The sequence below is a fragment of the Skermania piniformis genome, from assembly GCF_019285775.1.
In the GTDB taxonomy this organism is placed as follows: Bacteria; Actinomycetota; Actinomycetes; order Mycobacteriales; family Mycobacteriaceae; genus Skermania; species Skermania pinensis.
Genome location: NZ_CP079105.1, coordinates 4,011,715 through 4,027,690 on the forward strand (window position 1 = coordinate 4,011,715; position 15,976 = coordinate 4,027,690).

8 protein-coding genes and 1 pseudogene (1 of these 9 cut by a window edge) are annotated in these 15,976 nt (G+C 71.8%); 3 read left to right on the forward strand and 6 right to left on the reverse strand.

Going from position 1 to position 15,976, the window contains the following annotated elements; translation table 11 throughout:
* Positions 1-3,854: the 5' end (the start) of a non-ribosomal peptide synthase/polyketide synthase gene (locus KV203_RS18625; protein ID WP_246600252.1), read on the reverse strand. It extends 26,419 nt beyond the left edge of the window; 3,854 of the gene's 30,273 nt are visible here — the first part of the coding sequence; its start codon is at positions 3,852-3,854; the stop codon falls past the left edge of the window.
* Positions 3,855-4,163: 309 nt separating this feature from the next.
* Positions 4,164-4,946 carry a class I SAM-dependent methyltransferase gene (locus KV203_RS18630; protein WP_066473670.1) on the reverse strand — a complete coding sequence of 261 codons (783 nt, stop codon included), beginning with the start codon at positions 4,944-4,946 and terminating at the stop codon, positions 4,164-4,166.
* Between the two features lie 136 nt (positions 4,947-5,082).
* Between KV203_RS18630 and KV203_RS18635 the strand changes: the two genes are divergently transcribed.
* Positions 5,083-6,288: a glycosyltransferase family 4 protein gene (locus KV203_RS18635; protein WP_066473701.1), complete on the forward strand. Its 1,206-nt coding sequence runs from the start codon at positions 5,083-5,085 to the stop codon at positions 6,286-6,288.
* Here KV203_RS18635 and KV203_RS18640 read toward each other — a convergent pair.
* The gene (locus KV203_RS18640) at positions 6,223-7,932 is read right to left on the reverse strand and encodes an MmpA family trehalose lipid delivery protein (protein WP_066473668.1); all 1,710 of its coding nucleotides are present in this window, start codon (positions 7,930-7,932) and stop codon (positions 6,223-6,225) included. The genes KV203_RS18635 and KV203_RS18640 overlap by 66 nt on opposite strands.
* Before the next feature lie 26 nt (positions 7,933-7,958).
* On the opposite strand from KV203_RS18640, the gene KV203_RS18645 reads away from it, so the two are divergent.
* On the forward strand, positions 7,959-9,203 hold the full coding sequence (locus KV203_RS18645) for a polysaccharide biosynthesis protein (protein ID WP_066473665.1): 1,245 nt from the start codon (positions 7,959-7,961) through the stop codon (positions 9,201-9,203).
* Here KV203_RS18645 and pgfA read toward each other — a convergent pair.
* Complete coding sequence (pgfA, locus tag KV203_RS18650; protein WP_083530273.1) at positions 9,163-10,356, reverse strand: cell envelope lipid trafficking protein PgfA; 1,194 nt, start codon at positions 10,354-10,356, stop codon at positions 9,163-9,165. The two genes, KV203_RS18645 and pgfA, sit on opposite strands and share 41 nt — an antisense overlap.
* Positions 10,357-10,500: 144 nt before the next feature.
* Here pgfA and KV203_RS19845 point away from each other — a divergent pair.
* Positions 10,501-11,493 (forward strand): annotated as a pseudogene (locus KV203_RS19845) (acyltransferase family protein); the annotation flags it as partial.
* On the opposite strand, the gene KV203_RS20130 reads toward KV203_RS19845, so the two are convergent.
* Positions 11,433-15,752, reverse strand: a complete 4,320-nt coding sequence (locus tag KV203_RS20130) for an alpha-(1->3)-arabinofuranosyltransferase domain-containing protein (protein WP_083530271.1) — start codon at positions 15,750-15,752, stop codon at positions 11,433-11,435. The pseudogene KV203_RS19845 and the gene KV203_RS20130 sit on opposite strands and share 61 nt — an antisense overlap.
* A complete protein-coding gene (locus KV203_RS18660) occupies positions 15,733-15,915 on the reverse strand; it encodes a DUF2613 domain-containing protein (RefSeq protein WP_066473660.1) in 183 nt (60 codons plus the stop codon). The genes KV203_RS20130 and KV203_RS18660 overlap by 20 nt, the downstream gene beginning before the upstream one ends.
* Positions 15,916-15,976 lie beyond the last annotated feature (61 nt).

Here is a 15,976-nt window from a genome sequence, read left to right on the forward strand (position 1 = left end):
CGCCCCCCCACCCACAACGGCGCGAAAAACCCCCACAACGACACATCGAACGTCGTCGCCGTCTTCTGCAACCACACCACCGAACCGTCGAACCCGTACTCCGCCACCAACCACACCATCTGATTCACCACCGCCGCATGCGGTACCACCACCCCCTTCGGCCGCCCCGTCGACCCCGACGTGAACAACACATACGCGGTATTCCCCGGACGTACCACACCCCGACGCTCCCCCACCGACACCGGCGCCCCCGACCACACCGACCCCGCAGAAAGATCCACCTCGTCCAACCACACCACCGAACAACCCCCCGGCACCACCCCCCCATCACCCCGAACACTCAACACACACAACGGATCCGCCACACCCAACACATACGACACCCGCTCCGCCGGATGATCCGGATCCACCGGCACAAACCCCCCACCCGCCCGCAACACCGCATACATCCCCACCACCAACTCCACCGAACGCCGCAACACCAACCCCACCAACACCTCCGGACCCACACCCACGTCGATCAACAACCGCGCCAACCGATTCACCCGCACATCCAACTCCCCATACGTCACCACCACACCCTCGAACACCACCGCCACCGCATCCGGATCCACCCGCACCGACGCATCGAACCCCGCCAACAACCCCCCCGCCGACACCACCCGATCCGTCGCATTCCACCCCCGCAACAACAGCCCTCGCTCCCGCACCCCCAACACATCCACATCCCCCACCACAACCCCCACATCCCCCACCACCACATCCACCACCCGCACCAACCGCTCCACAAACCCCACCACCGTCACCTCATCGAACAACTCCACCGCATACTCCACACTCCCCACCAACCCCTCCCGCACACCCACACCATCAAACCCCTCCTGCACCGACCACTGCAGATCAAACCGCGAGACCGCAGGATCGAAGTCGAGCCCGGACAAGGTAAGTCCGGGTAGTTCGAAACTGCTGGTGCCGAAGTTCTGGAAGTACAGCGCGACCTGGAACAACGGATGCCGCGCCTGCGACCGCGGCGGATCCAACACCTCCACCAACCGCTCGAACGGCACATCCGCATTCCCCAACGCCGCCACATCCCCACCCCGAACCCGAACCACCAACTCCGCAAACGACATCCCCGGATCCACCCGCGTCCGCAACACCAACGTATTCACAAACATCCCCACCAACTCGTCGAGCTCCGCCTCACCCCGACCCGCCACCGGCGCCCCCACCACCACATCCCACTCACCCGACAACCGCGCCAACACCACCACCAACACCGCATGAAAAACAACAAACGGCGTCGCCCCCAACTCCCGCCCCACCCGCTCCAACCCCGCCCACTGCACCTCCGACAACCCGAAACCCACCACACCACCCCGACCACTGGCCACCACCGGCCGCGGCCGATCCAACGGCAACCCCAACTCCACCGGCACCCCCGCCAACACCCCACGCCAAAAACCCAACTGCCGCGCCATCACCGACCCCGGATCCGACTCCGCCCCCAACACCTCCCGCTGCCACACGCTGTAATCCGCATACTGCACCCCCAACGGCGCCCACCCCGGCACCCCACCCCGCAACCGAGACTCGTACGCCACCATCATGTCCCGCATGAACGGGGTCGCCGAATACCCGTCGACCGCGATGTGCTGGGCCACCACGGCCAGCACGAACTCGTTTCCGTCGGATGCCTCGGTGTCGAACCGGACCGGCCAGATCCGCGCCCGGACCGGGACCTGCCGCGTCACGTCGAACCGGGTCGTGACGAAGTCGCCGATCACCGGCAGCAGGTCGGCCTCGCTGATCAGCTCGCCGACAGTCAGTTCGACCCCGGCGGCGGCCGGCTCCAGCACCACCTGCCAACCGGCGCCGTCGAACTCCGGGTACACGGTGCGCAACACCTCGTGCCGCGACACCACATCGGCCACCGCCGCCTGCAGCGCAACCACGTCCAGCGCGCCCGTGAGCCGAACCACGAACGGGACGTTGTACGCGACCGACTCCGGATCGAACCGGTTCAGAAACCACATCCGCGACTGCGCCAACGACAACGGCACCCGCTCCGGCCGCGGCCGCGCAACCAAAGCCGGACGCCCACCCTCCCCGGCCAACTCCGCCAACTGCGCCGCCAAGCCCGTCACCGTCGAAGCCTCGAACAGCACCCGCAGCGACAGCCGCGCGTCCGTTGCCTGCCCCAGCCGTGCCACCACCTGCGTGGCGATCAGCGAATTCCCGCCGATCGCGAAGAAGTCGTCGTCTGCGCCGACCCGATCCAGCCCGAGCACGTCGGCGAATACCTCGGCGACGACCTTTTCCATCGGCGTCGCCGGCTCCCGGAACTCCGCCACCTCGAACACCGGCTCCGGCAATGCCGCACGGTCCAGCTTCCCGTTCACCGTCAACGGGATCTGATCGAGCACCACAAACAGGGCCGGCACCATGTGCGCCGGCAACGACCGCCCCAGAAAATCTTTCAGCTCGGTCGTATCGACCGCCCCACCCGGCACCAAACGCAGGTAGGCAACCAGGCTCACGTCGCCCGACTCGGCCGTGTGCGCGACGGTCGCCGCGAAACCGACCGCGTCGTGCTCGGTCAGAGCCGCATCGATTTCGCCCAGCTCGATCCGCAAACCACGGACCTGCACCTGGAAATCACTGCGACCGACGTAGACGATCTCCAACCGGCCGTCGATTTCCACCTGACGGACCACATCGCCCGTCCGGTACATCCGCCCACCGGGTCCGCCGAACAGATCGGCCACAAATCGCCCTGCCGTCAAGGACGACAGTCCGCCGTAGCCCCGCGCAAGGCCGGGACCTGCCAGATACAGCTCCCCGGCCACCCCCACCGGAGACCGCCCCAGCCGCGCATCCAGCACATACCCCGACACCCCGCGCATCGGCACGCCGATCGGCAGCAGTCCACCCGGCCGCAGCGGCCGACTCGACAGCGCCAAGATCGTCGTCTCGGTCGGACCGTAGACATTCACCATGTCCCGCCCGGACCACCATTTCCCGACCAACTCCGCCGAGAACGCCTCACCACCGACCAACAACATCCCGAACTCGGCCAGGTCCGTCGGCTCCATCGACGCCAACACCGCCGGCGTGATAAACGCATGCGATACCCGCTCCCGGCGGATGAGCTCGGCGAGCTCGGCTCCGCCGTACACGTCCGGCGGGCACACCACCAACGTCCCACCGCCGGCGACCGCCATCAGCAATTCCAGCATCGAAGCGTCGAAGCTCGGCGACGCCACCTGCAATACCCGAGACGACCGATCCGCCCCGAACAGATCCCGCATATCGGTCACAAAGTTCTGGAAACCCGCATGTGTGACGGAAACACCTTTCGGGCGTCCCGTGGAACCCGAGGTGTAGATCACATACGCGCAGTTCTCGACCCGCACCACGCCATGTCGATCCGCATACGTGACCGGATCGGCGGAATGAGCCGCCAAAACAGCACCGAACTCGGCAGCGTCGACCACCAGCCACTCGACGACATCAGGCAACTGATCGACGACCCCGGCCACCGTCAATCCCAGCGACACGTTCGAATCCGCGATCATGAACTCGACCCGACCCACCGGATACCGCGGATCCACCGGGACGAAAGCCACCCCCGCCTTCGCGCACGCCCAGACCGCCACAACCCACTCCACCGACCGCGGAATACCCACCGCGACAAAAGATTCCGGCCCCAGGCCACGGCCGATCAGCACCCGCGCCAGCCGCGACGACGCCGCATCCAACTCCGCATACGACACCGACACACCGTCGTACACCACTGCCGGCCCGGCCGGATCGATCGCGACCGCCCCGGCGAGCAACTGCGGCAACGTCACCCCCCGCGAGGCACCGCCCCGCGAACGACGACCACCGCCACGACCAGCGCCTGAACCCGCAGTCCCCGACCTACCCGAAACACCGGACTCACTCATCGATGACAAAACCTCTCGCCAGGCCGACAGGCCGCACAGTCGGCCCAAAGCCGGAACGTATCAACATACCTGCTCGCGCCCCGCCGACTCGCTCGAGCGCATCGCCGGAGCCAGGGTTCGGCGCGAGCGGACAACAGCTGTACACCCGCCGAGTGTAGGAAGCTGTGCCGAGCAGACGCCGCACCGCCCGCACGCACCGACGCCGGTGCCCGCTCAGCGGTGCCGAGCATCCGTCGGTGCCAGCACCAACACCAGGTTGCTCGTCGCCACCTCGCGCAGCCCGGGGACCCGCACGACCGGCCAGGCCCAGCGCGGGTGATACCGCGGGAACGCCGCCACCAGGTCCGCACCGACCGCCCCGGCGGCCCAGCGCAGACCGTCGCCGGCGCGCACCTCGAACAGCGACCGGCCGTACCGGTTCTTCGGCTCCCGCCCGTGTCGCCGCCGATACCGCCGGGCAGCGCGCTCGCCGCCGAGGTAATGCCAGGGGCCGGTCTCGTGTCCACCGAACGGCCCGAGCCACACCGTGTACGACAACACCATCAACCCACCCGGGCGGGTCACCCGCAGCATCTCCGCCGCCATCGACCACGGCCGCGGCACGTGTTCGGCAACGTTGGAGGAGAAACACACGTCCACCGCGTCCGTCCGGATCGGCAGCGCCATGCCCGACCCGCGCACCGCACCCGCCGGTGGCAGGCCCGCAGCGTGCATCTCGGTCGGATCCGGCTCGACCGCGTAATAGCCCGCACCGAGTTCGGCGAATTCCTTGGCGTAGTAGCCCGGTCCGCCGCCGACATCCAGCACGGTCGCACCGAACAGGGTCTGCCCGGTCACGTCGCGGTACAGATCGTCGATCAGCAGCGCGGTGTCGTGGGCGAGTGCGCCGTAGAACCGGTCCGGATCGGACTGCTCGAACCGGAACTCACCCAACAACCGAGCCGACCGGCGCAGCGTGGCCCGCCGGGCCAGGCGAGCGGTCGGGGTTCGGGACACGACCCGAACTCTAGTCAAGGTCCGGTCGGCGGACCGCGCCATCCGACGTCGCGGCCGCTACGCCTTCGCCTCTACACCCTTCGCCGATGCTCGGTCTAATGTGGACCCGACCGCGACCCCCGGCGAAAGCGAACCCGTGCGCGAAGTGCTGTTGCTGTGCTGGCGGGACACCGGGCACCCCCAGGGCGGCGGCAGTGAACAGTTCTTGGAACAGGTCGGCGCCGAGTTGGCCGCTCAGGGAATCCGGGTCACGCTGCGCACCGCCCGCTACCCCGGCGCGGCCCGCCGGGAGCACCGCGACGGGCTCACGATCAGCCGGGGCGGCGGCCGGTACACCGTCTACCCCCGCGCGCTCGCCGCGATCGCCTTCGCCCGGGTCGGGCTCGGTCCGCTCCGCGGAACCCGGCCGGACGCGGTGCTCGACACCCAGAACGGCGTGCCGTTCTTCGCCCGGACCGTCGCCGGCGCGCCGGTGACCGTCCTCGTCCATCACTGCCACCGCGAGCAGTGGCCGGTCGCCGGCCGGCTCGTCGGCCGCCTCGGCTGGTGGATCGAATCGGTCCTCGGCCCCCGGGCGCACCGCCGCAACCAGTACCTCACGGTCTCGTTGCCGTCCGCGGAGGATCTGGCCGAGCTCGGCGTGGACCGGGCGCGGATCGCGGTCGTCCGCAACGGTGCCGCGCCGGTACCGGATGCGGTCGGCGCCGGTACCGATCCGGACCGGACCGCGCATCCGAGCATCGTGGTGTTGTCCCGGCTGGTTCCGCACAAGCAGATCGAGGATGCGCTGCACGCGGTCGCCACGCTGCGATATCGGATCGCGGGGCTGCATCTCGACATCGTCGGCGACGGCTGGTGGGCGCCGAATCTGCGGGCCCGGGCGCACACCCTCGGTATCGAGAACCAGGTCACCTTCCACGGTCACGTCGACGAGCGGCGCAAGCACGAACTGCTCGCCCAGGCCTGGGTGCAGGCGTTGCCGTCGCGCAAGGAGGGCTGGGCGCTCGCGGTGATCGAGGCGGCCCAGCACGGCGTGCCGACGGTGGGGTACCGCAGTTCGCGCGGACTCACCGATTCGATCATCGACGGCGTGACCGGGGTATTGGTCGACGACCCGGAACAGCTGGCCGAAGCACTCGGGGAACTGTTGCTCGATCGGGAGGCGCGCGCGCTGCTCGGCGAGAAGGCCCGGGGCCGGGCGCAGGAGTTCTCCTGGGCACAATGCGCAGCCGGGGTGCGTGCGGTGTTGACCGCGACCACCCGGAGCGAACTGATGTCAGGGCTGATCGCGCCGCCGGATCGCACCGACCACGGCCCCGAGCAGCCCGCTGGCACCCAGTAGGCCGCCGACACCGATCCCGGCCCAGAGCAGGTGGGCGGCGACGACCCCCGCCCGCTGCGCCGGCGGCGGCCGCTGCACCCGGGGCGTACCGACCGCATACAGCGCGAGGTCGGCGTCGGCGTAGACCACGGGGAGTCGGTCCACGGTGCGCTGGGCGGCACCGAGCGCACCACCGCTGGTGCGCTCTACCAGCACCCAGCCGACCCCGAGGTCGGCCAGCCGGGCCGGGTCGGCGCCGGCGGTCAGCAAACGCTGCACCTGCCGGGCCCACGCTCCCTCGCCCGCGACCACCGTCCCGCCGACCGGAAGGTCACCGGTCTGCAACACATCGGCGCGCACCATCCGCGGTGCCGGATCGAGCACGGGAACCGGCACGCCCGGGAACGTCCGGAACATCCCGGCCGGCAGCACCGCCACCGCGCCGTCGCCGCGCACCGCGTCGGCAACCCGCGACCAGCCGGGCGGATACCGCACCGGATGCATCGTGTTGCCGACGCCCCACGCCAGGTCCGGCAGCGCCAGCAGCACCAGGCCGGCGAGCGGCACGGCCGCCGCAGACGTGGTCCGCGCGGCCAGCGCGCGGCAGCCGGCCGCGGCGGCGAGGGTGTAGCCGGGCACGGCCAACGCGACCCATTTCTGCGTGTCCCGGAACAGCCCGGCGCCGGGTACCTGCCGGACCATCCACTCGACCGTCGACAACCCGAGGGGCGTGGCCGCGGCCGCCGGGAGCAACACCGCCAGCCCGGCCGACAGCAGCAACGCCCGAACGGTTCGATCGCGGGTGCGCCACAGCGCCGGCAGCCCGAGTGCGACGACGCCGAGCAGCACCACCGTGCCGACGAGCGCGAAACCGCCCGTGCGGGAGCTCGGTACGGCGTCCGCATTCCAGATCCCGCCGAGTCCGGCGAGGCTGCCCAGCGTGCCTAGACCCGGCTCGGCCCGGGCTGCGAACGCCGCCACCCCGGCCGGATCGCCGATCCCGGCCGAGCCGCCGAACAACGACGCAACCAGCCAGGGCGCCGCAGCACCGACCGCCACCGCGGCGATCGCCGGCAGCCGCCGCAACGGCACCACCACCGCAGCGAGGATGGCGGCCAGCACCCCGCCGGTGGGCGTGAGCCCCGCTGCCGCCGACGCCGCGAGCAGCGCGAACCACGACGCTTCGCGCGCCGCGAGCGCCACCCACGGCAACGCCGCGTACCCGGTGAGCAGGCTCCAGTGCCCCTGCAGCAGGCGTTCGGCAACATAGGGGTTCCAGACCGCCACGGTCGCCGCCACCAGCTGTGGCCCGATTCCGACCGAGAGCAGCTCGCGGACCAGCCGCGCCGCCCCCCAACCGGCCAGCCACAACGCCAGGACCAGGATCAGCCGGACCACCCAACCGCCGTCCAGCACCACCGACAGCACGGCGACCGCCGCATCCTGCGGTACCGCCCGCGGCGCCGTATCGCCGAGCCCGAGCGCACTGTCGGTGAGATAGGAGCGCGGGGTGGCGACGGCGTCGCGCCAGAGCAGATAGCCCGGCCCCAGCAGCGGACCCGCGATCAGCAGTGCGAGCCCGGCGCTGTAGCCGATCGGGACCACCCGAACGCCGATCGGGACAGCGCTCACCGGGACGGTCCGGAGCCACCGCGCCGCTGCCATACCGGTCATCCTGCATCATGGCTCGCATGCGTGGGCTCACCGCTGTGACGCTGGGCGGGCTCACCGCCAACCTCGCCGGCTACCTGCTGCAGCTCGCCGCGGGCCGCTGGCTCGGGGTCGCCGGTTACAGCGGTTTCGCCAGCCTGCTCGCCGTGCAGTTGCTGCTTGCCGTGCCCGCGCTGGCGGTGCAGAACGTGATCGCCCGGGAAGTGGTGCGCGGTGCCCCGATCCAGCCGTTGCGCCGGCTCGCCGATCGCTGCACCGTGCTGGTCGCCGCGGCCGGCGCAGCGCTGATTCCGCTGCTGAGCGGGGCACTGCAGGTATCGGCCACCGCAGCCACGGCAGCGGTGCTTTCCGCCCCGGCTCTGGTCCTGCTCGCCGGCGTCCAGGGTCTGCTGCAGGGGCGGGAACGCTTCCGTGGCCTCGCGGTGCTGCTCGTTCTCGCCGGGACGAGCAAGCTGCCCGCGATCGCGGTGCTCGCCGCCGGCGGCGGCGCGACGGCGGCGCTCGCGGTGGGTTCGGCGACCCTGACCGGGGTCGCCGTCGTCGCCCGGCGGTATTCGGCCGGGGATCCCGCGGCGGACGTCCGGCACCGGCCGGACCCGCAGCTCGCTGTGCCTCCAGCCGGCCGGGCGACGACGAGCGCCGGCGTCGTCGCCGTGGGGCGCGCGTCCCTGGTACAGCTCGCGCTGATCGCGCTCGCCGCGACGGACCTGATCGCCGCCCGGGTGCTGCTCGATCCGGCAGACGCCAGCCGATACGCGCTCGGCGCGGTGGCAGCCAAGGTCGCCTTCTGGCTACCGCAGGCGGTCGGGGTGGTCGCGTACCCGCGGATGGCGCAGCCGGACGGTTCCGCACGGGCGGTACGGACCACGATCGCGGTGCTGGCCGGGCTCGGCGTGGTGACGGTCGGCGGCGCCGCCGCAGCCGCACCGCTGGCACCGGCGCTGGTCGGCGCGGACTATCTGCCGGTGCAGGGGCTGCTGTGGCTGTTCGCGCTGAACGGTGCCTGCCTGGCGGTACTGCAGGGGGCCCTGCTGGCCGCGATCGCGGCCGAACGGACCCGAACCTCGGCCGTCGTCTGGATCGCCCTACCGGTGGAGATCGCCGCCGCCGCCGGCTTCGCCGACTCGGTAACCCGGCTGATCGTGATTGCGACCACGACGTCGGCGGTCACCGCGCTGATCGGTTGCGTCCTCGCCGTGCGTGGTTCGTCGGTCGGACGCTCGGCTACCGGTCCCGCGGATACTCGTCGAAGCGCGGATAGATGACTTCGGTCGGGGCGTCGATCTCACTCCGGCCGGTCGCCTCGGTCCGATACCCCGGCGCCGGCGGATCAGCCGGGTCGGGCATCGCATGGGCGCCGGTGTCGGGCGGATCGGTAGCGACGGCCGGCGACCGGCGACCGCGGCCACCGGATCCGCCGCGAATCCCGAGGAAGATCCCGGCGAGCAACGCGAGCAATCCGACGATGCCGAACGAGATCGGCAGGAACCGGCCGTACAACGCGATCTCGTCGACATACTGCTTGGCGGTGGCGGCTTGGGACTCGACCGTGTTCTCGTCGAACGCGAGCGCGGCCTGCAGCACGGTGACCTCCGGCTTGTCCGCAGCCCGCGCGTAGTACTGGTACACCTGCTCCTGACCGCGGACGATGGTGCCGGTCTTCGGCTCCACCCAGACCTCGCGTTCGTCGGTGTACCACCGGGTCATCGTCACCGGATCGGCGCCCCCGGGCACACCCCACTTGTCGGCGGGCAAGGACAGCTTGTTCGCCGGACTGTTCACCACCTTGGACAGGTCCACCGGCGGGATCGTCTGCTTGAAGTGATACACCTTCAGCCCGCTGATCTCGGTCTCGTCGACGAAGCTCATATCCGCCGACTGGCGCGCATTGATATCGAAGAACGGGTAGCTCTTCTTCTCGGTACCGATCGGGAACCGGTACTGCAAGCCGGTATGCGGTACCTCTTCGGCGGGCTGGTCGGCCTGAACCTGGATCGACCCGATCGGATCGTCCAGCGGCTCCCCGGTCGTGCGATCGATCGTGACCCGATCGACGGTCGCCGTCAGCAACCCGGTGTCGCCCTGCTTGTCGGTGCGGCGCAACGTCTGCCCGGCCTGCAGGGTGACCCGGTCGGCATCCGCGGGTTCTTCGACGGTGAGGAAACGCTGCGATACCAGTGGCACGTTCGCGTTCACCTGCGCCTTGCCGGTGGGCGTGGTGAGCGACCGCGCGTCGAGCACCTGAGCGCCCTTGTCCGGCGCGGTCGTGGCGATCGTGGTGATCTCCAGATCGAGCGGCGTCTTCGCGATCTTCCCGATGGCGTAGGTGGGAATCAGCAGCGCCGCGGTAAGAAGCAGCGCGCCCAGCCCTACCAACAGGCAGGCCAGCCGTTTGCCCGACCCCGGACCCTCCGCCATCTACTACATCTCCTCGTGGTCGCTCGAACGCTCCCCGGCCGCCGCATGCCATTACGCTGCGTCCCGACCCTAACAGCACTCCGGACAGTTCCGGAGCGAGCGGGCAGGATGTATCCGGCACCGCGCCGGGGCAGACTGGACCGGATGCCCGCGACCGCACCGAACCCGACCGACCAGCATCCCGCGCCCGCATTTCTGCCGGCGCTGGACGGTTTGCGCGCCGCCGCCGCGTTCGGCGTCCTGCTCACCCACGTCGCGTTCCAGACCGGGGCCACCTCGGAGCCGCTGTTCGGCCGCGTCCTCGGCCGGTTCGACCTGGCCGTGGCGGTGTTCTTCGGTCTCTCCGGGTTCCTGCTCTGGCGACCCCATGCGGCCGCCGCCCGGGGCGCTGCCGCAGCACCGACGACGGTGCGGTATCTGCTGCACCGCGCGGCGCGCATCCTGCCGGCCTACTGGACCGTGGTATTCGCAGCGATGTTGCTGGTACCGCACGCCGGTACCGGGCTGCGGGTGTGGCTGGCCAATCTCGGGCTGGTGCAGGTGTTCGCGCCGCTCACCCTGACCGAGGGGCTCACCCAGATGTGGAGCCTGTCGGTGGAAGTCGCCTTCTATCTGCTGCTGCCGGTGTGTGCGGTCGCGCTGCGCCGGCTGCGTGGACCCCGTGCGAGCCGGCGGATACCGGTGATCGCGACCGCCGCGCTGCTCAGCTTCGGCTGGGGATTCATCCCCGTGCCCACGCCGGACGCGATCCATTCCGACAACTGGCTGCCCGGCTACCTGCCCTGGTTCGCGGTCGGCATGCTGCTCGCCGAGGCGGTGTGCGATCCGCCACCGGCACTGGTCCGGCTGGCCCGCCGGCGGATGCTGATGGCGACCGTCGGGATCGGCGCGCTGCTGTTGGCGGCCACCGACCTCGCCGGGCCGCCGGGCCTGTCCCACCCCCACCCGTGGCAGTACGCGCTCAAGATCGGCTTCGGCGCGACCATCGCGTTCGCGCTGCTCGCCCCGCCGGTGCTGGACGGTCGGGCGCATCCGTGGCTGGCCGCGCCGCCGGCCCGCGCCTTGGGCCGCTGGTCCTACGGGGTCTTTCTCTGGCATCTGGTGGTGCTGTCGATGGTGTTCCCGGTGTTCGGCGTGCTGCCGTTCTCCGGCAGCTTCGGGTTCGTCCTGGTCGTCACCGTGGTGCTGACCGTGCCGGTGGCCGCGGCCAGCTTCGCGCTGGTCGAGGAGCCGGTCCGGCGCGCCGTCCGCGATCGGGAACGATCCCGCGGCGCGCGCGGCAACGCATCCCACGGCAGCGCCGCCGCCCCGACCGCGACCACCGCGATCAGCGCCGGCAGCTGAACCCACGCCGCGTGGCCCAGATAGCCGCCGGGCGCCCGCCACGGACCGGTGGACAACCCGGCGGCAGCGATCGCGGTGCCGAACCCGGCGAGCGCGGCACCGGCGGCGGCAACACCCGGTCGGAGCAGACGCAGCGCGACGAACGACACCGCCAGACCGGCACCGACCGGTCCGGCGACCACGGTGGCGGTCGCCACCAGGCCGGCGCACCCGGCAAGCCGGCTGTGCCACGACCGGGGCAACCGCCCGCGGGAGGTTGCCGGTGCCCACCCGGCCGCGACCAGCAGCGGCAACAGCAAGACCAGGCCACCGAAGATCGCCGGCCGGTACCAGCGGTCGGCGGGGAAGGCGATCGTGACCGGGCCGGACGCGGCGGTGTCCGGCAGCAACCAGCCCTGCTGCCAGCCGTTCACCACCACCGAGGTCAGCTCGTGGTCGGCACTGTCGCGAGCCACCCAGCCGGCGTTGGTGCTCAGCGGCAGCACCAGCAGCTGCCCGGGCCGGGCCGGGACCGGTGGACCGGGGACCGCGGTCAGCTGGAGTCGGTCGACGCTGAACGCCGCACCCGGTACGACAGACAGGTCGGCCGAACCCGCAGCCAGCGGCAGGTCACCCGGCCCGTCGGGACACTCGGTGGCCGCGATCGGCTCGGCCGCACGCAATGCCGCGACACTCGCGGTGATCGAGAACCGGATCGAGCGGCCGGCCACGGTCAGCCGCGGGCCGTCGGCGCAATCGACGGTGACCGTGCGGACCGGGTCGGCGGGCACCCCGACCGGCGCGCCGGCCGGCCCGAGCACCCGAACCTCGGCGATCCCGGGTGCCTCGGGCTGGGCGAAGCCGAGCGCGGTCCGATCCAGTACTCCCGTCCACGACTGCAGGCTCAGCTCGATCCGATCGGTGACCCGTGGGTGCACCGTGATCGGCTCGCTGCCGGTCAGCTGCCGAACCTGCGGCCCGTCGCCCAGGTTGACCGACACCGCGGTCGGCGGGGCGGGCAACATGCCGCGGCTGCCGGTGATCGCCAACCCGGTGACCGGGGTCGGCGCCGGCAGTTCCAGGGTCAGCGTGGGCTTGCCGCCACCCGGATCGGTCACGGTGTCGGCGGGGGCGGTCCAGCTGGTCCGCGGGTCGCCGTCGACAGCGGCTGCCGCCGAGCCGCGGGGGTCGGCGACCTGGCCCGGCGCTCGGGCGATCACCTGATCGGGCGCCGCCGACAACGCATCCAGTTCCGGACCGGGCCGAGGCCGCACGGTCAGCTCGGCACGCACCGCGGTCGGCGCCGGCACCGCGAGGGTGCGCTGGAAGGTGCCGGGTTCCTCGGCCGCCAGGCCCAGCCCGACCCCGCAGCGGACCCGGTCCGGGCCGTCGACGCAGCCCGCCCGGCCGGGCAGCTCCTGGCCGAGGTCCCAGCCGCGCACCGCACTCGCGGCCGGGACCGGCGGCAACACCGTGCGGTGCACGATCGGCACCCGATGCGCACCCGCCGGGTCGGCCGGCCGGGTCCCGGAGTAGTCCTGCAGAGCCAGCTCGATGATCCCGAACTGACTGCCGCCGGTGCCGTCCTGCACCCCCTTCGCGGTGATCCGGACCCAGCCCGACGACCCCGGCGGCAGCGCCACCCGCACCGGATCGCCGGGCCGGTCGATCCGCGCGCTCGTCGACCCGTTCGCGGTGCTCACCTCGATCCAGCGCACCGGACTGCCGATCGCAGCGGGGCTGGTGGTCAGTTCCAGCAACCCGCCGCGAACCGGCGCGTCCAGGTCCAGCTGCAGCCATTGCCCGACGGCGGTTTCCAGGCCGTTGCTCAGCCACCCGGTCGCCGGGTCGCCGTCGACCGCCGCAGCCGCGGCGCTACCGGGTGCGGCACCGCCGAGCTGCGTGGCGTCGGCGGCCGAGCTGGACACCGCGACCCGCGCGCCGGACCAGGCCGCCGCGACCCGCGCGGTGTCCGGCACCGCGTAATCCGCGGTGGAGTTGAGCGTGCGCCGCGCATCGTCCGGCGCCCGGATCGCCGAGCTGTGGTTGTCCACCCGACCGAAGTCGGTCTCCCGGTCGACCGGGGTGTCGGTGACGATCAGCGGTGTCGGCGGCAGCCCGGCCCGGGCCGCATCGGCGGCGAGCAGCACCGGCCCCGGACCGGTCGCCAGCCGCTGCACCACCTCGGGACCGCCGGCGACCACCGGCACGTCCGCCAGCGGCACGGTGTAGGCGCCGGTGCCGGCGTCCCCGGCGCCACCGCCGGCCCGGACCTGGGCCGGCGTCCCCGGGCCGGCCCCCTCGACCCGGTAGATCCGCACCGCCGGGTAGTCCGGCCGCAGGTCGGTGTCGACCACCACCCCGGCGGTCCGGCCGGCACCGATCGGGCCACCGAACTCGGCGACCCGAACCAGCCCCGGCGAACCCTCGACCGCCTGCTGGGCCAGGATCGGCCGGGTGGACCGGGCGGTGTCCGGGTCGAGGTCGTTGCGCAGCACGAGATAGCCGATGCCCTGGCCGAGCAGGGTCGGCGCCAACCCGGCGGACGGCCGCCCGTCCGCGATCAGTCGCTGCACCGCATCCATCGCCCGGATCGCGCCGGGCGGGGTGAGCGGAATCGCGTCGCGCACCGCCCACCGGGTGTCGGCCAACGCCTGCAGCGGCTCGTCCCGGGTCAAGCCCCATACCTGGCTGCCGAACGGCGCGCCCGGCACCACCAGCGCCCGGGTGTCGCGGGCATGGTCGGCCAGCCAGTCCGCGGTCTGCTGCCAGTACGACGGCACCTCGTCGTACGCCCCGCGTGGCGCGAGTCGACCGGTCCAGGCCAGCGAGGTGGCCAGGACCAGCGCCGCGAGCACCAGCCCGGCCAGGGCGACCAGCGGTTCCCGCTCCGGGTGAGCGAGCGCGGAGCGCCAGCGAGCCCGGGGTACCGACGCCGGTAACGGCACCCGGGCCAACAGGTTCGCCAGGCCGAGTACCAACGGAATCCGGATCAGCGGTTCCAGCTTGTGCACGTTGCGCAGCGGCGCGCCCGCGCCGTCCAGGAAGGCGCGCACCGGCTCGGCGAACGGCGAGCCCAGCCCACCGACGTAGCCCGCGGTCAGGCCGGCCAACCCGACGAACAGGATCAGCACCAGTCGGCCGCGCGCCGGCATCGACCGCATGGCCAGGCCGGCCATCCCGGCAGCCGCGAGCAAGCCGGTGGCCAACACCGCAGCCGGCTGGGTGACCAGCACCGCGCCGGCGATCCGCTCCGGCGAGACGAACGGCGTCCAGCTGTCGGTGCCGCGCAACACCTCGGTCAGCGACGTCCACTGGGTGGTCGTCCCGGCGGATTCGATGTAATCCAGGAACGGCGGGCTGACCCGGCCGAGCAACAGCAGTGGCACCACCCACCAGCAGGTCGCCAGCGCCAGCGCGGGCAGCCACCAGGCGGTGAACCGCCACCACCGCCGGTTCGGTCGCTGGGCGACCCACCAGAGCAGAGCCGGCAGCACCGCGGCTGCGGTGGCGACCGCGTTCACCGCGCCCATCAAGGCGACCGCGACCGCGCTGCGGGCCGCCGCGCGCGGGGTGAGCCGGACCACGCCGAGCAGCACCCAGGGCGCGGCCATCATCGGCAGCGTCTCGGAGGAGATCGAGCCGAGCGTGGTGAGCACCCGCGGCGCGAGGACGAAGGCGACCGCGGCGATCACCCGGGAACTGCGGCTGCCGACGCCGAGCGCCTCGGCCAGCCGGATGATCCCCCAGAAGCCGGCGAACAGCAGCAACGCCCACCACAACCGCTGGGTGATCCAGGCCGGCACGGACAGCAGCTGGCCGGCCGCGAAGAACGAGCCGTGCGGGAAGAAGTAGCCGTAGGCCTGGTTCTGCACCTGCCCCATCGGGGCCTGCGAACTCCACAGATGCGCGGCGCGGGCCAGGAAGCCGATCGGGTTCTGGGTGAGGTCGTATTTGGTGTCGGCGACGATCAGGCCGGGGGCCTGGGCGAACGCCAAGACCGAGGCGGCGACGGCGGTCCCGAGGGTCCAGCGCCGGCCGAGGGGGGTGGCGTCAGCGACTGCCGTACTCAACCTGATTCAGCAGCGACGAGCCGGCATTGCCACTGCGATCGATATCCGGCCGGGAGTTCTGTTGCGCTGCGGCCACGATCCCGAAGACCGCCACGACGCCGAGCAACATGCCAGCAACCGCACTTGCGGCGCCCGGGCCCAGGAAACTCCTCGCTCCGTCCATTCGGCCAACCTAACACCTGCCGCCGCGCCACCGGCGCCCGGCGGGGATCGCCGCCCGGGGG